Here is a 19,575-nt window from a genome sequence, read left to right as displayed (position 1 = left end):
CAGCTGATGAGGGGAAATAGTGAAATCGATAAATCTTAAAAGAATAAAAGGCGCACGCCTTTTGTGTGTGCTTGCCTTGGCATTTCTGGTGACAGGAATTGCAACGGCAGAAAACGGAACGTCAAGTGAACAAGGTGAGTTTCAACGATTTTGGCCGGATAACCTTTATGCGGTTGAGTTTGTAAACGAGAATATTGGTTTTATAGCGGGATATTCGGGTTCTGTCTTTAAAACAGAAGACGGTGGTGAAACATGGTCTGCTATTTATATCGGTGTCAATGAGTTAATTCGTCACTTATCTTTTGTAGATGCTAACAATGGATGGGCGGTAGGCCATCGAGGCTCCATTCTACACACAGCAGATGGTGGCTTTACATGGGTTGTTCAGAAACAAGACGAAGGAAATTATTTAAGAGATATTTCATTTGCAGACGTAAATAATGGCTGGGCTGTTGGACATGGCGCGGCTATTTGGCATACCTCAGATGGCGGTAAAAACTGGGAAAAGCAAACTTTAACAGGCTTTGATGGTAGGGACTTACCAAGGTTACATGGTGTTGTGGCTAAGGATGCAGATAGTGCCATTTTAGTTGGTGAGTTTGGCATGATTGCCCATACTGAAAATAAAGGTGAGCTATGGTTGGTTAGCTATAACCCAAGTAGAGCCACATTGCTTTCAGTAGCATCACATGGTGATGGGGCAATTGCAGTAGGTCTAGATGGGGGTGTGGTTAGTATTGCTTTGGCAACAGATGAACAATGGGCTGAAGTAGAAGCGATTGAGCAAGCGCTGCAAGCAAAAAAAGAAGAAAAAGCAAGAAAGAAAGCAGCCCGTAAAAAAAGAGAGTATGTACCTGAGCATGTAGAGCCATTACCAAAAGTGGATACCAACTACTACATAACAAAAATAGACAGTGGTCTTACCAATCATTTATATGATGTATCAGCAACAGCGAGCAATGAAGTTGTTGTGGTAGGTGCTTCGGTTATGTTTAAAGTCTCAGAAGCTGAAAAGGAAGTCGCAGCTGCAATAGAAAGCGATGATGCTACGGTAGAAATCGTTACAGAGCCTACATATACAGTAACAAACTTGATACCTGAGGAGGGCTTCCCACTGCCTTATACTTGGATTGGTGGTGTGGATGTGACTGATTCAGGCACAATCTGGGCTGCGGGTTTACGTGGAATGATCGTAAAAGGTAATTTGAATGATATGTCCTTTGGACAAAAACTAAATATAGCTGAGTCAGAGAACGTAAAGCTGATATCTAGTCGTTGGGGAGAAAAATAATGATTAATAAATTGTCTAGCTTTATCGCAAGAAGACCGGTACTAGTTGCATCAATATTGACGGTGCTAACTATTATTCCTGGCTATTATGCGTATAAGGGTTTGTCACTTAATGTGGTTCTTGAAGAAATGCTACCCGCAAACTCTAATAATGTAGAATTATTTTTACGGTTTGGTGAACAGTTTGGTGGTGCAAATACAACCCTAATTGAAGTAAAAAATAAAAAAGGGAATATTTATAACCTGGATTATTTAACTAAGTACAAACAAATAGCCGAAGACGTTTATTACAATAAACATACTTACCGTCACTTAAGTCAGTCTTTAGTATTAAGGAAAACTAAAGCTATTTCTGGTGGTGGAGGGCGAGTGGGCGTGGATGCGCTTCTATGGCCAGACTTACCTAAAACTGAACAAGAAATGACACGGATGCGTCAGTTTGTTAATAAACAATATCGTGGCCTTCAAGTATCTAACGATGAGACTTCAGCGATAGTTATTACAGACTTTAGAGACGAAGCTGATAAGTTAGAGGTTTTGAACTTTTTCCTAGATTTACGTGAGAAATATGAAGGGGAAGACTTAGAAATCAACTTTGTTGGTCGTCCAATTCTTCTTGGGTATATTTATCAGTCACTTGACTCAGTTTTCAATATTTTGGCAGCATCACTATTGATTATTGCAGTAATTTTGTTCATGTATTTTAGAACGTGGGTTGGGGTGTTTATCCCAATGTTTACTGCAACAGTTGCTACCATTTGGGGATTAGGTGCAATGGGTGCGGTTTCTTATAATTTAGATCCGTTGCTTATCCTACTTCCAGCATTTATTTTCGCTATTGTATTGTCGCATGGGGTACAGTTTACAACGCGTATTTTAGACAATATTGCGGCTTGTGAAGAGCGTCCCTCACATTGTCGAGAGGTTACTAGAGACGGCTTGGCATTGTTATTGGTACCAAGTACCGCTGCCATTATTACAGATGCAGCTGGTTTTGGTGTGTTAGGCTTGGTAGCAATACCTAGTATTGAGTCGCTAGCGGTTATTTGTGGCCTTTGGTTACTTTCAGTTGTTCCAGCGCTGATATTCGCTGCTTCTGTGATGTGTTTGATTAAACCACCTAAATCACATAAAACAGGTTCAATTCTTCTCAATAAAATTTGGGGAGCGGTTATCAATATGGAAGACCATGCTTGGACGATGGTTGGTGCTACTGCTTTATTGTTAGTAATGGGTGGTTGGTACTCACAAAATCTAACTGTAGGTGATACAAAAGGTAGTGCAATTCTGTGGCCTGAAGCTCGTTTTAATAAAGATGTAGAGTCAATTAATACAAGGTTTTCCTTCTTAGGTACCGATATTATGCAGGTGTATGTAGAGGGTGAAAAAGATACTATGCTTGAACCATCTGTTTATCATCAAACAGAAGCGTTAGATCGTTATGTGTATGAGCATATGTTAGAAGTGCGTCCTGCTATTAGCTTGGTACCAATCATTAAATTGATTAACTCTGTTCTTTTTGAAGGGGATCCTTCATACGCGATCATACCGGACACAGCAGAAGAAGTTGGTTTTGATATTTACATGTTCCGCTCAAGAGGTGAGCCTGGTGATTTTGCCAGCTATACCAACAAAGAGTGGGAAATAGGTAACATCTCCTTTTTCTTAGAAGACCATAGTCGTCCAACAATCCAAAAGTTAAGAGATAATCTGGATGCTTTCTTTGCTAATGAGAAAGAAGTTGTTAGTGATGCAAAGTTCCTTTATATGGGTGGACAAGTTGGTATTGTTGAGGCACTCAATGAAGAAATTGTTAATTCAAATGTGAAGACGATGGTTGCAATTGCATTTGTAATTTTCTTTTGTATTGTCTTGTACTATCGTTCTGTAACAACGGGTTTAATTCTATTGTTTAGTTTGGCTACTGCTAACTCATTGACATACGCTTTTATGGCTTGGAAAGAAGTGGGCTTAAACGTTAGTACTTTACCACTTGCTGCACTTGGTGTAGGTTTAGGTGTGGACTACGGTATTTATATGATTGATAGAATTAAAGAAGAATATAAAAACCTAGGGATAAAAGATGTCCATGAGGCAATACACCAGGCTTTCTTAACATCGGGTAACGCGATATTTATTACAGCGGTTACCATGATTGCGCCATTAATTCCTTGGGCTGTTGCATCACCATTAAGGTTCCAGGCAGAAATGGGTATGTTGCTAGCACTTGTATTATTTATGAACATGTTAGGTTCGTTACTATTCGTACCCGCAGCCATTGCCGCTTTCCATCCTAAAGCATTGTTTAAAATAAAAGAAAATGCTGCGTAGCAATAAAACAACGTTGTTGTAAAAATGACAAAAAACGTTGTTTATGTATGTGAAATGACGTATAAAACAAATGTTAGAAATGTATTACTGTAAATAAAAAAGGGGAAAAGATGAAGAAAATAACAAAAATAAGTCTAGCAGCTATACTGGGTGTCTCCATGGTGGCACCTGCTATGGCGATAGATACAGGCATTAAAGGCCTAACCCAAAGCGGTCGAATTAAGTTGGGGGCGTCTGTACTATACGATCTACCAGATCAAGGTAATAAAGCAGGCCCTGCAAACTGGATTATAGAATCTAAAACAACGTACCGCCCGAATAGACAGTGGAGTTTCATTGGGAATTTCTGGTTACGAGGTGACATGTCTTCACAGTTCACCAGCTATGACTCACCAAATGGTGGTTTACCCGATCAAGTCAATGGTGCAATCGTGCCAGGTACGGGCGCTTTTACACAAAATGCTAACTTCAATCTAAACTCAAGTAATTGCTCAGGCAACGCATATTGTGCCGAGATGGACGATGAACTAGAAGTGCTAAAAGATTGGGAAGATATAATTCGAGAACTGTCCGTAAAATACAAAGATAAAAAAGGACGTTATTCTGTTAAATTTGGTCGTTTCCAACGTGGTTGGGGGCAATCAGATGGTTTACGATTAATGGATGTATTGCATGCTCAAGACTTGCGTCAACGTTTTGCATTTACAGACTCTGATGAGCTTCGCTTACCAGCTTTAATGGTGTCAGCTGATTTTAACTTCAGAAAGCTTGGTATAGACGGGCCGTTTAAAGCCATTGGTATGAAAAATCCATCTTTGGAAATTAACTTTGTACCAGAAGTTCAAACATCTAACTTTATTATTAACAACCCAACACCAGGCGATCAGACATCAGGCGGTATTTTTGGTTTAGATTGGGCTGACGTGAATGACACAACAGAAAATGGACCAGGCTTAGCTGGGCTAGGTTTTAATTTATATGACAATAAACCAAATCGCCTCAGCTTAACGGATGCAGAATGGTCTATGCGCTTAAAATTCGGAACACTGGGTGGCTCTGCAACCATAAATGCATTCTATGGACAACAAGATCTGCCAGTATCTAAACTAATTGGCTCTTCATTAATTGTCGGAGATGGATTCAATGATCCAAGTGTTGGAACACAAATACCATCAATTCCCGGTAATAGTAATTCAGTGGGCGCATCATTTAATGCAGCAACCACTGAAGCTGTTGTATTTGGAGCAGGTGGCTACCTAAATTGGCTGCAATCAGTAGATGCGTTTGCAAAAGGAGGTCCAGCTCCAATTGTAAGCCCACTTGCAGGGTTTGGCTGTGGTGATCCTTTTAACGGTATACCTGGACCTGCTTGTTCAATTAACGGTGAAGTTGAATTAGACTATGACTATCGCCAGTTGATGGTTGGGTTTACCTTTGCACGTGATTTAAGTGACTTTATAAGAATTGGACGCAAAAGCTCTGCGCCAACTGTACGTTTAGAAATGTCACATGAGTTTGATCACCCATTTAATCGTTCTAGAGTATACCCAGGTGCAACTTTTGACCCTGATGGCCCTGGCCCAGCTCCGATAGTATTTGATGGTAGCTTTGCGGGCGAAGTAACTGGTTCAGGTGTACTAGCTGTAGAAGCAAGCCGTAATATTGTGAAAGAAGATATTACCTCAACTATGATCGGCTTCGATTTCCCATTATGGGTACCGGGTTGGGAATCACAAGCTAAATCTATCTTCACTAGCTTACAATTATTTGATATCTACACTCATAATTCAGATCAAGGCCTATTGCAACAATCACCCTATGCCTTTACTGAAATACAAGATCATCAAAACTTTGTAACATTTGCTTGGAATGCACCATTAGATAACCAACGTTTAGTACTAGATGGTTTATATATACGTGATTTTCAAGGTTCAGGGGATTACTACCGTCAACGTATTGATTTTAACTACTTTGGCGATTCATGGCGTCCACGTGTAGAAATCGCTCATTTCTCTGGCAACAAAGAAAGCGCACCAATTGGTACTTTTAATAATTCAGATTATGTTGAAGTATCTTTAACGTACCAGTTCTAAGTAATTAGAATAACTACCTATCACTTATTGAAAAGTGGTAGGTAGTTATTAATAATGTAAGTGAATTAAATTAAGAAATAAGGGTAATGGAGATATAAATGAAAAATAAAATATTACAAATGAAACTGGCAGCTGCCGGCATAGCGCTTGGGCTTGGCATGTCAACTGCACCTGCAATGGCAGATACCAATCGTGCATTAGAAGCATGGAAAGCTTTTGCAGCTGAAGAAAATAACCCTCGTTATAATAAATGGGTAGAGTTACTTTCAGACCCCGAAGCAATTAAGCTTGCTAAAGAGTGGAAAGACTTACGAGGATATGATGCTTATGACCTAATAGATAAAGAAGAAATTCCTGCTGAACTAAAACCGGGTTTGGTTATTACAGCAGAAAATAAAGCTGATTTTCCTTGGTTACCTAAGTATTTAACACAGGAGACATATGATGCAATTGGTGCTCCGTGGGGTAACATCCGAAAAATTAAAATTGTTCCTTCAAATACCTATTATTTACATAAAGGGTATCTAAAAGGTAATAAAGCAATGGCAGAGCAAAATATCAAGCTCACATTTGACGAAACTGGACAACCAATTTATAAAGATGGTTCATATGCATTACTATCTGGCCCTGCTGCAACAGCACTACCATTTCTAACTAACCCTAAAAATGGGCTTGAATTAAACTGGAACAACGTTGCAGCTTCAGTTGCAACAGATACATTAGAGTTTGACAGTGCTTACATGAATTCTTGTACACCTGACAGTAAGGCAGATAGACAATATAGAGCGAATTTATGGTGGTGGCATTATCATGAGAGACACAACACCGCACCATTTGGTGATATTGAAGGCAAAGGGGACATGGTTGAAGGTGGCGCAATATTTATGTTTGAGCCGAATGATGTTCGTGGATTGGCAGGTGTACGTCAACGTTATGCTTCTGGAACAAAAGAAGATGATTTCAAAATTTTCCTACCAAGTTTAAGACGCACACGTTTATTAACAGGTACTGACTCGCAAGATCCATTAGCATCTGGTCTTGAATTATCTTGGGATGATTGGCGTGGCAATTGGATTAAAACAAATATTGAAAACTTTGAATATAACCTAGTTGGAGAAGCACTTATTTTATCTCCAACTAATACAATGCATTCAACAGGTGGTTTAGAGGCATTTACTATTGATGAAGAGCGCTGTGGAGTTGATTATGTAGAGATGGAATTACGTCCTACCTATATTTTAGAACAAGTTGACAAAACCGGTAAATACCAGTATTCAAAATTACGTTATTACTATGACAAAGAAGACTACTCAATCGCTACAAGGAAAACTTGGGATCCAAGAGGTAATCTTTTCAAATCTTATGTTGATGCACGCGACTTTTTACCTGCGACGGGTGTAAGTGTCTGGGGTGCATTGATTATTAGAAATAATGTAAGCCACAGAACATCAACCATGTGGATGGATTCAACATGGGAAAATTTAGATGAAATTGTAGATGAATCTATGTTTGATGTGGATCAACTAAGAGATTATCAGTAATAGAAACACTTAATATTAAGCATTAATAATCAAAGCAGTGGAACGAAAGTTTCACTGCTTTTTTTATGCCTTATGTCATTAAGACATGAAATATTGCTAGGCGATAAGATACGAATTAAATAGTATATTTACAAAAAAAGGGAGAGGAATGAATACAATAATTAAAAATTTACTGTTCTGTTTTATGTTATTGATCTTAAGTGCTTGTGATGAACAAAATAAAAAGACCAATAAAGAAGAATTAGTACCAAAAAGCCCTATTGAACAAATAAACAGACAAATAAGTGAAGTACCAGAAGATGTCGGTGTTCACTATTATGGTCTTGAACAAAATTTACAGCGTTATTCACCTCTAACACAAATTAATGATGGCAATGTGCATCAATTGAAACCATCTTGGGTGTTATCCCTTGGTGATAATAGAGGGCAGCAAACACAACCGCTAGTTATTAATGGGGTTATGTATATTACAAGCCACAACGCGACATATGCAGTCGATGCAAGATCTGGTCGTCAAATATGGAAAAGCACCATTCAATACCCTGCAGAAACGCTAACTTGCTGTGGTGTTACGAACAGAGGAGCAACTTGGTACAACGATGTGCTGTATCGCGCCACGCCGGATAATAGGTTGCTAGCCCTTAATCCAAAAAATGGAAAAACAATTTGGGAAAAACGAACAGCAGAGATTGAGTTTGGTTATTCAATGACCAGTGCCCCCCTTGTTGCTAATAATGTAGTGATTACTGGTGTAGCAGGTGGAGAATTTGGCGCTAGGGGGTTCTTAGATGGTTGGGATCCAAAAACAGGTGAACATTTGTGGCGCTTCCATACTATACCCAAGCCGGGAGAAAAGGGGAGTGAGAGTTGGCAAGGTGATGAGTGGGAGCATGGTGGAGGGCCGACATGGTTGATAGGCTCGTATGATAAAGAACTAGACCTTGTGTATTGGGGGGTTGGTAATAAGTCGCCTTGGAATATGAGAGAAGGAGCAAAAGATAATTTATATACGCAAAGTATGTTGGCTATTAGACCTAAAACGGGTGAGTTGATCTGGCATTATCAATTTACCCCAAATGATGGCTTTGATTATGACGCTGTTAATGACCCAATACTTACTGAGATTGAGGTTGATGGAAAACAACGGAAGGTCTTGATACAAGCCAATAGGAATGGGTTTTTTTATGTACTTGACCGTAGCACTGGTAAGTTATTAAGGGCCAATAAATTTGTCGATAAAGTGACATGGGCTGATGGAATTGATATGGAGACAGGGCGACCAATCATATCTGAGCGCGTTAAAAACATGATTAAGACAGGAGAAACAACCGAGATATGGCCATCGGCTTTTGGTGGTAAAAACTTAGCGCCGATGTCTTATAGTCCAACAACAGGGTTAGCATATGCTAATACCTTTAATATCGGCTGGAAATATACCCCCGTTGAGCAGCCCTATAAAAAAGGTGTTTTTTATATTGGAGCACGGTTTGAATGGGCTTTTCCAGAAGGGCCCAAGGGGTATTTAAGGGCGATTGATCCATTAACGGGTAAAGCAAAATGGCAATTCCCAACAGCTATTCCTATGAATGGTGGGACCTTAGTCACGGAAGGTAACCTTGTTTTTTCGGGTGCACAAACTGGAGAATTATATGCATTAAATGCACAGACTGGAGAAAAACTGTGGGAGTTCCGTACAGGATCTGGGATTATCGCACCGCCAATTACTTATCAATTAGAAGGTAAGCAATATATTGCTATTGCCAGTGGTATTGGTGGCGTTTACAACAGCTTATCAAATGATATAAACCTAAAAAACATTAACCCAGGTGGATCTGTTTGGGTCTTTGAATTAGGAAATGGTGGGGATACGAGTACAGTCCATGCTGAAACGATTCAGCCACCCAAAGCCCCTGATGCACAGGCAGTAAGTAAAAAGCTAAAGTCATGGTCAAGCACGGTTAAAAAAGGCGCTGAGCTATACGAGCAAGCCTGCTCTCATTGTCATGGTGTGGAAATGAAAACGTCGGGAACGACATTTGACCTTCGTACATTTCCGAAGAATGATAAGGCAAGGTTTATTAATTCAGTGATTAATGGCAAGGGTTCTATGCCAGCCTGGGGCAATAAGCTATCAAAGGAAGAAATTGAGGCAATACACGAATATGTTATTAATTAATGTGAATATTGCATGAACTCAGTAGGATCTAAGAGTTAGGCCGCAGAGTAAAAAACAATTGTTGGTTAAGATCTTAGGTGTATGTGTTGATATATTGCTAGTAAGATAGAAGTAGTCGGTCGACTATAAATAAGTATCGTTAAGGTTGGAGTGGGTTTAACCTCACAATTTGATTCCTTCTCGATTTTGTAGATAAAAGCATTTTACTGTTAGGTATAAAGTTATTTAGGTAAAATTAAAAAAGGCGATCGAGAGCTTGAGTGCTTAATGACGAACGGTAGTCGTGTTGTACTCGATGATAATATGAATTTCTTTAATTTTAATAAAAAGGTATAAGCAATGGGATGGTTAGATAATAAAGTAGTATTGATTACAGGGGGAGCCTCAGGCATAGGTTTGGCAATAGTTGAACGATTTGTTGAAGAAGGTGCAAAATTATGTGTGATGGATCGATCACAGGAAGGTATTGATGCACTAGAAAAAACATACGCTGGTTCTGTTGTGGGTATAGTCGGAGATGTCCGGTCATTAGCGTCAAACAAAGTAGCGGTTGAAAAAGCAGTTTCTACTTTCGGAAAGCTGGATGTATTTGTTGGTAATGCAGGCATTTGGGATTATATGGTGCCCCTAGAAGCACAACCTGAAGATAAGGTTGAAGAAATTGCCGATGAAATTTTTTCGGTTAACGTTAAGGGATATTTATTAGGTGCAAAAGCGGCGTTACCTGAGCTTAGAAAAACAAAAGGTAATATGATCTTTACAGCATCCACATCAAGCTATTATACCGGTGGTGGCGGACCAATCTATGTTGCCTCTAAACATGCTGTTATTGGCTTGATAAAGCAACTTGCCTATGAAGTGGCACCAGATATTAGAGTTAATGGTGTTGCGCCAGGTGGTACGGTAACAAACTTAGGTGGTAGTAATGCAGCAGGTCAGGCAGAGAATAAGCTAAACGAAGTACCGGGCATTGATAAAATCATTGCTGATATGACGCCGATGGGTTTCATAGCTGAACCCGAGGATCATGTAGGGGCTTATTTATTATTAGCATCAGAGCAATCTAAATATATTACCGCAACGGTCATTAATTCTGATGGCGGTGTTGGTGTTGGGAAACGACCAGAGTAAAAAGCAGAAAAAAAAGCCTCAATATTTAAAATATTGAGGCTTTTTTTGTGCTCGTTATATTTTAGATAGGGTAAGGAACATAACGAGGTAATACGTTAGTATCAACAACGGCTTTACGTTGAATAAAGCTGGCGCCATTTTCAACTAATACGATATCTTCATATCGGCCAACACATAAAAGTTCACTTTTCTCAACAAGATTCTGGGTGTAGAAAATAGAAAAATTATAGTTAGCTTGGTAACGATTATTGCCTAAATCTTTAATAGAAGTCAGCTGAGTCATGTGTCTCATTTGATAATGTTCAGTTGAATCATTTTGAATGACCGTGACCTGTGTGACTCTGTCTTGCAGACGTTCATATTTATCATCGAGCATAAAGGCAATAGGAAAACCCTTAGATTCATTTTCATTTGAAATCAAAGTATAGCTGCCTTGTTTATTAAAACAGGCTAACCATTTTTCCATATCTAAATTGTCGAGCGCACAAATATAGTCTCTATTTAAGTTCTCAATACTAAAAATTACGTTAGGTTCAATCTCGCTCATGCTTCTGCCCTCTTAAAGCCCATTAATTTTCTATAGTGTTCCCAACGTGGTAGGTTTCCAGATTCATCATTTTGCCCAACCTGAAGTTCAAGTTGGTATTCGTCTTTAACACCTTTCTGGAATATTGCCATACCAGGTGTTTTATTACCCTTATCAATGCGGGAAAAAACAGAGGCATCTTCCATGCTGATTAAACCACTAGGGCCAAGCAAGTTACTAGATTGGCGAATTCTATGCGCAATCATTTCATCGTCATCATCTTCATGAGTGAAATATGCGTAATGGACTTCAATGCCTTTAGGGCCTTTAGGAAAAGCATAACGAATATTTAGCATATCCATATGTTTGGAATAAACAGTAAGAGGGAATTGCATTTGTACAATGGAGCCTGTACTGGTTTCGGTGCCTTTAAAATCTAATATAGAGGCGTCTTTTAGGGCTGTAATGTCATCAGGGATTTTAAGTTCAGATTCAAAGGATAAATGACCATTTTCAGATACATTTTGAACACCTTTGCCACCCTGCCAGTTAAGCATTTTAAAAGCTAGGTGAAGGAGTGGAGCGTGATAACCATCGTTATCGCAGTATGCTTTCCAGTTACAGTCATAATGAACTTTTTGATAGCCAATGAACTTTAAACGCCCGTCACCACCAAGGATTCGACTAAGAGGTTCGTAGAAGTTTTCACCGAGATATTCCTTAAGAGGAGCAACTGTCTCGCTCATAGTAATAAAATATAAGCCACAGAATTCTTCTGTTCGGAAGGTGGGTAAACTAAAGTTTTTCTTGTCAAAATCGGGTGTAAATTCACGGCTATTTGGGCAACCGACTAACTCACCTTCAGGGCTGAATAGCCAACGATGGTAAGGGCATTCAAATTCTGTTTTGTTGCCTAAACTTTCGGTAACAAGGGTTGTGCCTCGATGAGTACAGGCGTTTTGAAAGATACGAATCTTATTGTCTTCACCGCGCACAGCGAAAACAGGGATTTCACCCAAATCAGCAGCCTTATAATCGCCGATATTTGGGATTTCACTTTGATGAACGATTGGGTGCCATTCGGCACCATAAAAGATATTTTCAAGTTCTTTTGGCCATAAATCAGCCCGTTCGAAAACCTCTTTAGGTACTTCATTATATTTAGCCGGCCATTCTAGTGTGGCACTGTTATTAGGTATTTGCGTCATGTTCTCTCCTATTGGTTAATCGTAAAAAGAATATATATAGTTTTTTAAAAGTGACCTATTGTTTTTGTCTTTGAATTTGATATATGTCACTAAGGCCTCTTAGCGGGCAGATGAGTTTGCAAGTTGCTCCAATTTTTTAAGTTCTAAAATTTGAATTTTACGTCCATCCTTATTAATGCAGCCGGTATCAATGAGTTTGGAAAAAGACCGGCTGACTGTCTCAACAGCCAGTCCAAGGTGGCTGGCAATATCTTGGCGAGTCATCGGTAGTTGAAATGAGGATGACTGTAAATTAGAGGATGAAATACGACTATGATATAAAATCAAAAAGGCTGCTAATCGAGACGAGGCGGACTGTAGGGATATGATGTTTTGCACGCGACTCATGGAAGCTAAGGCGGTGCTATACAGCTTCACTGAGAAGTCAGACAAGGTTGGAAACTCCTTACGCAACATGCGCAGCGAGGGGTAGTCTATTTTACAAGCTAAACTGGCTTCAAGGGCATCAGCACTGTTTAGTGTCATTCCAAGCCCTACACTGTCCAGACCGATGACTTCACCGGGCAGAAAAAAGTTGTGTACATGTTCGGTGCCATGAGGTGAAATCATTTTTGTTTTAAATGAACCTGTCTTAACAACATATAAAAAGCTTGTTTCAGTGTGCTGTTGAAATAATGCCTCGCCCATTTTGTATGGGATATTAGTTTGGACTATATTTTCAAAGCGAAATAGCTTGTTGGCCGGCATTCCAGAAGGGACGCATTGTTTTGCGAGCACACATTCGACACAGTTGGAAGCGGCTTTGTTTTTTTGCATAGCAGGCAACGCCGTTTTTATTATAAGCCCTACTGTAAACTATAATTAGATAGATTCAAAACTTTTTAAAGCGATGAAAAAAAGCCCCTAATGCAAGGCATTAGAGGCTTTTGTTTTACTGCTAAAGTAGGATTTAGAAGTCCATTATTTCTCGGTAACCTTTCCATAAGCCTCGGATCAAACCTTCAGTAACAAGGTGGTCGTCTCCCTTCGCTTCATCACCAGCCATACGGATAACGTTTGTAAACTCACCATCCCTGATAATGGCATTTTGGCACAATTCTGTTGACTCGCCATCTTCCATTGAGATAAGTCCAGCAGGTCCAATAAGGTTAAATTGCTTTAAACGAATATTTCTAAGTTCTTCGGTGTCATCTTTATAACCAAAGTAAGTCCAGACTAACTCAAATTCATCCTTGCCTTTCGGTAAGATCTGACGAAAAGCGAGGGTATTTTGAATTTGCTGTACAACTAACGAAGGAAAAAGTGACAAGATAACTAAAGTTACGCCATCTTCGAATTCTTGTTTACCAGCTAATAAAGACATATCTTTAAGCTCATATTCGCCAGTTTGAAGCGTTCTAAGCTTATCTTTCTTCATGTCATCAAGAGCGGTCTCATCTTCAGTACCACCACTTGCCCATAGGATCGAGTGATAGTCGTTGTTGGCGATGGACTCACCTTTTTGTGAAGATCTATATAGCCCAAAGGTTGCATGGAAGAGATGTAACAAGCTTGCATGGTAAGGGTCTTTGGTGTTTTCTGAGTAGAACTTCCAATTCCCTTTAATATATTGCCGAGTTGTACCGAGTATTTCTATCGGCTTATTTAGCAGTCGACGCATATGGTAGCTAACATCATCGCCCATATATTCTTCAATATCCGGCGTATCATCGCTAAAGGTACCAAAAATCGCACCATGGTAATTAACCACACGGACCTTACGTAGACCGTGCTTTTTCTTATCAAAGTCTTTTGGCATGCCACCTTTGCCAGCGAGTCCACGCTGGAAGGGGACCCCATGAAGGTCACCCTTCGCATCATAAGCCCATTGGTGATATACACATGTGTAAGCACCATCTTCAGACTTACCGTGACGCTCTCGACAAATCTCAGCGCCACGGTGAGCACAACGGTTAACCCAAGCATAGATTTCATTATCTTGCCCACGGGTAACGACAACAGGGGTATCACCAATATAGGTTGATTTGAAGCTACCTTTTTCTGGCAGTTCTGCATCAGCGGCTAAAAAATTCCACGTTGGGCCATTGTAGATTCTGGCTTGCTCCAGATCGTAGACTTCCTGATCATTAAAAACGGAATACGGTACTGAGGTGTGGCTTTCGTCAGCAGACCATTTTAAATGTGGAGGTGTTATTGCATTCATTATTTTTCTCCTTAAACAGGGATGACCAATAGGGTAGTGATTCGATGAGTGTCGTAAATAGCGCTTCGTTTTTTAAATTTAAGAGCGCCTTTATCGCGGACAATCTCATCAACATAACGGCCAACGTTATAAACAGTACTTTCTCCGTCATTACAGGTTTTGAATACTGCATAATTTGACTGTACGTGAAATGTTTCGCCGTCATCAGTTGTAATAACAGGGTTGCTAATAATATGGCGATACCATTGAACTTGATAGACATTAGCATGACGTAACGCGGTAATGCGGTCCTCTAGCATGCCGCGGCTATCACACCACATCACAGCAGTTGGTAAGCCTATTTCATGGTTTTCTCTTGGAATGATTTGATATAAGCACTGGTCAGTAAAAAAATTTGGCCAGTTTTCTAAATCATCATCATCGATGCATTGAACATAGCTGTTAAGTAGGTCTTCTATTTCGCTTTTTAGTTCAAGGGTTATAGCATTGTTTGGCATATGGCCTCCTCTTTTTGTTTTTTTTGGATAAATTTAACCGTTGAGTATACGGGGGTCTTTTTATAAGAAAATGACTATGATCAAAAAAAGCCTCTTTATCAACTAAAGAGGCTTTTTGGCATGATAATAGTTAATGAGTTTTTAGGAGTTATCTATTAAATTCATTTTAGCAATAAGTTTTTGGATATCGACGTTAACATCATTATCAATTAATGCAGCTACACGATTAATGGTGCAGACAACTGACCCTCGCATGCTATGTACATAATAAGAATCTAATGGGTAAACAACGGAAGGGTCGTGTGATGCGCGTAGGTGACTAAGTTGGCTAATGCCCATAATGGCAAGGCCAGCTGCTTCAGCGTGAGCCATAAGTCGTTCAGCGCGATCCTCGGTAATGTTGCCGATATACTCTGTTAAAAAAGGAGGAGTGACGGCGCCTTTCCCTGCAACAGTTTCACGCCAGCGCACAGCGCCAACAATGCCTTCAATATCTAATAGGGACTCAAAAGGAACGGGTGTAGACATAAAATTCTCCTAAGGTTTTTCTATATTGATTATCTGTATTTTTATAGTAATGTTGCTACAGAGGTTAGCGCAGGAGTTAGGAGAATGGCAACTTATTATTCTGTTTTTATTGCATAATTTATAATGGGGTTGAAATGGAATTGATGTAGATCAATAACAACATATGTTTTTTAAAAAATAATGTTATGCTAATATTTACTAAATTTTTTATAAAAATAATTATTAGCGTTAATGTTTTAACTAGGAGAGCCTAAATAATGAACAAAAAGCCAATTGTAGCAACAATGATAGGCGATCCAGCGGGTATAGGACCAGAGGTCGTTGCTAAGGCATGGGCCAGCGGTGAAATTCATCAATACTGTGAACCTGTTTTAGTGGGTAGTGCAGATGTGATGCAAGATGTTGTTGATGAGAATCAATTGTCATTAACGATTAATATGATTCAATCGGTTGATGAAAAGACAAATGACCCTGCTGTTATAGATATTTTGGATTCAGGGAAATTTGACATGGGAAGTTACACCAAGGGGCAAGATAACGTGTCTTGTGGTCAAATTAGTGCTGATTGGCTTGAAGAAATGGATCAGCTAGCGTTGTCTGGAGCAGTAGATGCAACGGTTATGGCGCCAATTAGCTCAGTATCAATGAAAATGGCCAATGTGCTTGATAAGATTATTGAAATTGAGCCAGGCCATAGTTATTTATTTCTAATTAGCGGCCCCTTAAGAGTGATGCATTTAACGGACCATATTCCTTTGCGTGATGTATGCGAACTGATTAGTAAAGACCTTGTGGCGGGTGCTATTGAAAAACTCAATGACTCGCTAATAGAGTGGGGTATTAGTGATCCGCGAATAGTTGTGGCAGGACTTAATCCGCATGCGAGTGGTGCAGAAGAAGACAATGAAATTAGACCAGGTGTTGAGCAAGCAAAAGCATTGGGTATCAACGTCGAAGGGCCGATGCCACCAGACTCCGTTTTCAGACAATGTATAGAAGATAAATATGATGTTGTGTTGGCGATGTTTCATGACCAAGGACACATTGCAATTAAAACATGGGGGTTTTCAGGTAATTGCGCCTTGATCATGGGGCCTCCATACCTTCATATGTCTGTGGCGCATGGTACGGCTTATGATCTTGTTGGAACAGGTAAGGCAGACCATACAATGATGCTAGAAGCGATTAAGTTGACGGGTAATTTAGCTGCAGGTAACGGCTTTTTTAGCGAATAAAGTTGTAGGGTTGCTGGAACAGTATGCTCTGTCTATTGTCTTATGTAGACATGCTCGATAGATAGGTATTTTAAAGCAACTAATCTCAAGGCTACTCCTAAATTGAAGGGTATATTCAATGGGAGGGCTTCTTGAATTAATAATAGGAGAACAGTTATATGAATGCGCAAGAAATAATCAATAAAATCGATGTTAATGGTAATCATTCCCCTTTCGCAACTTATTTAGATGAAGATGTCTTTAAGTTGGAACAAGAAAATTTATACCGTGGAAAGGTTTGGTCATATATCGGTCTAGATGTTGAGGTGCCTCAACCAGGCGATTACAAAACAACTTTTGTGGGCGATACACCCATCGTGTTGACGAGAGGCGAAGACGGTAGTCTTAATGCGTGGGTCAATCGTTGTGCGCATAAAGGTGCGGTTATTTGTCGTGAACGCCATGGGCATTCTGATGATGGTGCTTTTACCTGTGTTTATCATCAGTGGGCATATGATGCAAAAGGTGATTTAAAAGGTGTACCTTTTAGGCGGGGTATGAAAGGGCAAGGCGGTTATGCAAAAGACTTTGATATGAAAAATCATGGTCTAGAAACATTACGTGTTGAGACGGTAGCACAAATGATTTTTGCAACCTTTGACCCAGAAACACCTGATTTAGAAGAGTTTCTTGGCGAAAAAATGTGTGAAAACATTAGGCGTATTATGCATAAGCCGCTTAAGTTAATTGGGCATACTCGCCAGTTTATGAAAGGCAATTGGAAGGCCTATGCTGAAAACAGTCGAGACAGCTACCATGGTGCTTTATTGCATTTATTTTACCCAACATTTGGTATTTATCGTCAGGGGCAAATTAGTGAAGGGATAACCGATAAAGTGGGTTGTCATAACTATTTTAATGTTTCAGCGCCGCCTAAAGAGGATCTTGATTATAAAGATTATGCGGACGAGGCGAATAGAGAAATGCAAGGCCCACATCAGTTACAGGACACACGGGTTTTAAACTTTATTCCTGAGCGGGATGATAATGTTGCCTTAAGTATTCAGTCGCTTTTTCCAAGTGTCGTCTTGCAGCAAATTCAAAATACATTAGCAGCTCGTCAAGTGCTGCCTAAAAGTACAAATGAAACAGAACTAGTTTGGACATTTTTTGGTTATGAGGATGATGATGCGGCCATGGATGAGCATCGGTTGCGTAATATCAATCTAGTTGGGCCTGCTGGTTTAATATCAATGGAAGATGGCGAGGCTGTCGAATTGGTTCAAAACGGCGTCCACCGTGATGGAGAATTGCGTTCATTTATTGAAATGGGTGGTAATGATGTTGAAGATTACACCAGCCCAATGGGCATGGATGAAAATGCTGTGCGAGGGTTTTGGAAAGGTTATCGAGCAGTAATGGCTAGAGACTAAATTTAAGTAAGGGGGTATGAAATGGTAGATATTAATAAACTGGTTGATACGAAGGCATCGACACAGTCAAAAGAAGTTTTTTGGGATCAAGAGGTTTATGATCGGGAAATAAAAAATATTTTTGGGCGGAGTTGGTTGTTCCTAACGCATGAATGTATGCTGGAAAAGAAGGGTGACTTTATTACCACCAAAATGGCTGAAGATTCAGTGATCGTTACTCGCCATACTGATGGTTCATTAAAGGCATTTGTTAACTCATGTACGCATAGAGGTAATAGCATTTGTTCGGCAGACAGTGGTAATACCAAGTCATTTGTATGTAACTATCATGGCTGGGTGTTTTCGACCGATGGAAAGTTGGTGGATGTGCCATTAAGAGAAAAATGCTACCACGATGAGTTGGATAGAGATTCGTTAAGCTTAAAAACCATCAGAGTTGAGAGCTATCGAGGTTTTGTTTTTGGCTGTTTTGATGAAACAGCACCTAGCTTAGAAGACTTTTTAGGCGACTGGGGTTGGTACTTAGATACATGGATGGTAGGTGCTGGCGAAGGGGCTGAATTGGTTGGTCCGCCGATGAAATCTATTCTCAAATGTAACTGGAAAGTACCAACTGAAAACTTTGTGGGTGATGGCTACCATGTTGGGTGGACACATGCATCTGCTCTACATGTATTGGGTGGAGAGTTGGGTGGACTAGCTGGAAACCAAGCTGAGATGCCATTTGATGAGTTAGGGATTCAAGTCACAACGCGCCATGGGCATGGTTTTGGTGTTATTGATAATGCAGCCATCGCTATTCATGCGAAAAGAGATGAGTATGCTAAATATATGGAAGAGACCATACCCAAGGTGGCAGAGAATCTTGGAGAGCCAAGAGCAAAGTTATTTAATGGCCATTGGAACTGCTCAACCTTCCCAAATTGTTCTTTTTTATATGGAACCAATATCTTTAAGGTATGGCACCCACGTGGGCCACATGAAATTGAAGTATGGTCTTGGGTCATTGTGCACAAAGATATGAGTGACGAAGGCAAAAGAGAAGTTGTTAAACAAGCAGTTAGAAGTTTCGGTACGGCGGGTACATTGGAAAGTGATGACGGTGATAATATGGTGCAATCAACGCACGTTAATAGAGGCAATTATACGCGTGAGGGTACGATGAACTCAACGATGGGGCAAGGGTATGAAGGTGAGCACCCAGATTACCCGGGTATTGTGGGTTCAAGTTTTATTGGAGAAACATCGTATCGAGGGTTTTATCGCTTTTATCAAGAAATGATGTCGGCTGATAGCTGGGATGATATACGTGCAAACGATGAACATTGGGCTGATTGTTTCCCAAATAAAAATTATTGGAAAGACCGAATAGCGGCTAAGGCGGCAGAGGCAGAGGGCGAATAA

The 19,575-nt window shown here is 39.9% G+C and carries 15 protein-coding genes; 9 read left to right on the top strand and 6 right to left on the bottom strand.

What is annotated here, in order from left to right; translation table 11 throughout:
- Positions 1-19 precede the first annotated feature (19 nt).
- From CYCPU_RS0111540 to hcaB, 6 genes are all read left to right on the top strand, one after another.
- Positions 20-1,291, top strand: coding sequence for a WD40/YVTN/BNR-like repeat-containing protein (locus CYCPU_RS0111540; RefSeq protein WP_020162784.1), 1,272 nt, complete (start codon positions 20-22; stop codon positions 1,289-1,291).
- Entirely contained in the window at positions 1,291-3,621 is a 2,331-nt protein-coding gene (locus tag CYCPU_RS0111535) for an efflux RND transporter permease subunit (RefSeq protein ID WP_020162783.1), read from the top strand. The genes CYCPU_RS0111540 and CYCPU_RS0111535 overlap by 1 nt, the downstream gene beginning before the upstream one ends.
- A gap of 110 nt (positions 3,622-3,731) precedes the next feature.
- On the top strand, positions 3,732-5,714 hold the full coding sequence (locus CYCPU_RS0111530) for a hypothetical protein (RefSeq protein ID WP_020162782.1): 1,983 nt from the start codon (positions 3,732-3,734) through the stop codon (positions 5,712-5,714).
- Between the two features lie 98 nt (positions 5,715-5,812).
- Positions 5,813-7,255: an outer membrane lipoprotein-sorting protein gene (locus tag CYCPU_RS0111525; RefSeq protein ID WP_020162781.1), complete on the top strand. Its 1,443-nt coding sequence runs from the start codon at positions 5,813-5,815 to the stop codon at positions 7,253-7,255.
- 148 nt (positions 7,256-7,403) lie between these two features.
- The gene (locus CYCPU_RS0111520; protein WP_020162780.1) at positions 7,404-9,431 is read left to right on the top strand and encodes a PQQ-dependent dehydrogenase, methanol/ethanol family; all 2,028 of its coding nucleotides are present in this window, start codon (positions 7,404-7,406) and stop codon (positions 9,429-9,431) included.
- Between the two features lie 339 nt (positions 9,432-9,770).
- On the top strand, positions 9,771-10,562 hold the full coding sequence (gene hcaB / locus CYCPU_RS0111515) for a 3-(cis-5,6-dihydroxycyclohexa-1,3-dien-1-yl)propanoate dehydrogenase (protein ID WP_020162779.1): 792 nt from the start codon (positions 9,771-9,773) through the stop codon (positions 10,560-10,562).
- 61 nt (positions 10,563-10,623) lie between these two features.
- Here hcaB and CYCPU_RS0111510 read toward each other — a convergent pair whose 3' ends face one another.
- The 6 genes from CYCPU_RS0111510 to CYCPU_RS0111485 form a co-directional block, all read right to left on the bottom strand.
- Entirely contained in the window at positions 10,624-11,109 is a 486-nt protein-coding gene (locus tag CYCPU_RS0111510) for an aromatic-ring-hydroxylating dioxygenase subunit beta (protein WP_015007036.1), read from the bottom strand.
- Positions 11,106-12,296 (bottom strand): aromatic ring-hydroxylating oxygenase subunit alpha, encoded by a 1,191-nt coding sequence (locus CYCPU_RS0111505; protein WP_016390224.1) that lies wholly within the window; start codon positions 12,294-12,296, stop codon positions 11,106-11,108. Before CYCPU_RS0111505 ends, CYCPU_RS0111510 begins: the two co-directional genes overlap by 4 nt.
- Positions 12,297-12,395: 99 nt before the next feature.
- The gene (locus CYCPU_RS0111500; RefSeq protein WP_016390223.1) at positions 12,396-13,112 is read right to left on the bottom strand and encodes a Crp/Fnr family transcriptional regulator; all 717 of its coding nucleotides are present in this window, start codon (positions 13,110-13,112) and stop codon (positions 12,396-12,398) included.
- A gap of 133 nt (positions 13,113-13,245) precedes the next feature.
- Positions 13,246-14,499 carry an aromatic ring-hydroxylating dioxygenase subunit alpha gene (locus tag CYCPU_RS0111495; RefSeq protein ID WP_020162778.1) on the bottom strand — a complete coding sequence of 418 codons (1,254 nt, stop codon included), beginning with the start codon at positions 14,497-14,499 and terminating at the stop codon, positions 13,246-13,248.
- 11 nt (positions 14,500-14,510) lie between these two features.
- Positions 14,511-14,996, bottom strand: coding sequence for an aromatic-ring-hydroxylating dioxygenase subunit beta (locus CYCPU_RS0111490; protein ID WP_020162777.1), 486 nt, complete (start codon positions 14,994-14,996; stop codon positions 14,511-14,513).
- 141 nt (positions 14,997-15,137) lie between these two features.
- Entirely contained in the window at positions 15,138-15,524 is a 387-nt protein-coding gene (locus CYCPU_RS0111485; protein WP_020162776.1) for a hypothetical protein, read from the bottom strand.
- A gap of 257 nt (positions 15,525-15,781) precedes the next feature.
- Between CYCPU_RS0111485 and CYCPU_RS0111480 the strand changes: the two genes are divergently transcribed.
- The 3 genes from CYCPU_RS0111480 to CYCPU_RS0111470 all read left to right on the top strand — a co-directional run bounded on the left by CYCPU_RS0111480 (position 15,782) and on the right by CYCPU_RS0111470 (position 19,575).
- Complete coding sequence (locus tag CYCPU_RS0111480; RefSeq protein WP_020162775.1) at positions 15,782-16,759, top strand: PdxA family dehydrogenase; 978 nt, start codon at positions 15,782-15,784, stop codon at positions 16,757-16,759.
- A gap of 158 nt (positions 16,760-16,917) precedes the next feature.
- A complete protein-coding gene (locus CYCPU_RS0111475) occupies positions 16,918-18,171 on the top strand; it encodes an aromatic ring-hydroxylating dioxygenase subunit alpha (RefSeq protein ID WP_020162774.1) in 1,254 nt (417 codons plus the stop codon).
- A gap of 21 nt (positions 18,172-18,192) precedes the next feature.
- Positions 18,193-19,575, top strand: a complete 1,383-nt coding sequence (locus CYCPU_RS0111470; RefSeq protein WP_016391028.1) for an aromatic ring-hydroxylating dioxygenase subunit alpha — start codon at positions 18,193-18,195, stop codon at positions 19,573-19,575.

The sequence above is a fragment of the Cycloclasticus pugetii PS-1 genome, assembly GCF_000384415.1.
GTDB classification, from domain to species: Bacteria; Pseudomonadota; Gammaproteobacteria; order Methylococcales; family Cycloclasticaceae; genus Cycloclasticus; species Cycloclasticus pugetii.
This window is presented reverse-complemented; position numbering and strand designations above follow the sequence as displayed.

Coding starts and splice junctions, on each gene's coding strand:
- CYCPU_RS0111525 (WP_020162781.1), top strand. CDS start 5,813: ATGAAAAATAAAATATTACAAATGAAACTGGCAGCTGCCGGCATAGCG.
- CYCPU_RS0111490 (WP_020162777.1), bottom strand. CDS start 14,996: ATGCCAAACAATGCTATAACCCTTGAACTAAAAAGCGAAATAGAAGAC.
- CYCPU_RS0111475 (WP_020162774.1), top strand. CDS start 16,918: ATGAATGCGCAAGAAATAATCAATAAAATCGATGTTAATGGTAATCAT.
- hcaB (WP_020162779.1), top strand. CDS start 9,771: ATGGGATGGTTAGATAATAAAGTAGTATTGATTACAGGGGGAGCCTCA.
- CYCPU_RS0111500 (WP_016390223.1), bottom strand. CDS start 13,112: ATGCAAAAAAACAAAGCCGCTTCCAACTGTGTCGAATGTGTGCTCGCA.
- CYCPU_RS0111470 (WP_016391028.1), top strand. CDS start 18,193: ATGGTAGATATTAATAAACTGGTTGATACGAAGGCATCGACACAGTCA.
- CYCPU_RS0111520 (WP_020162780.1), top strand. CDS start 7,404: ATGAATACAATAATTAAAAATTTACTGTTCTGTTTTATGTTATTGATC.
- CYCPU_RS0111485 (WP_020162776.1), bottom strand. CDS start 15,524: ATGTCTACACCCGTTCCTTTTGAGTCCCTATTAGATATTGAAGGCATT.
- CYCPU_RS0111535 (WP_020162783.1), top strand. CDS start 1,291: ATGATTAATAAATTGTCTAGCTTTATCGCAAGAAGACCGGTACTAGTT.
- CYCPU_RS0111510 (WP_015007036.1), bottom strand. CDS start 11,109: ATGAGCGAGATTGAACCTAACGTAATTTTTAGTATTGAGAACTTAAAT.
- CYCPU_RS0111495 (WP_020162778.1), bottom strand. CDS start 14,499: ATGAATGCAATAACACCTCCACATTTAAAATGGTCTGCTGACGAAAGC.
- CYCPU_RS0111530 (WP_020162782.1), top strand. CDS start 3,732: ATGAAGAAAATAACAAAAATAAGTCTAGCAGCTATACTGGGTGTCTCC.
- CYCPU_RS0111480 (WP_020162775.1), top strand. CDS start 15,782: ATGAACAAAAAGCCAATTGTAGCAACAATGATAGGCGATCCAGCGGGT.
- CYCPU_RS0111505 (WP_016390224.1), bottom strand. CDS start 12,296: ATGACGCAAATACCTAATAACAGTGCCACACTAGAATGGCCGGCTAAA.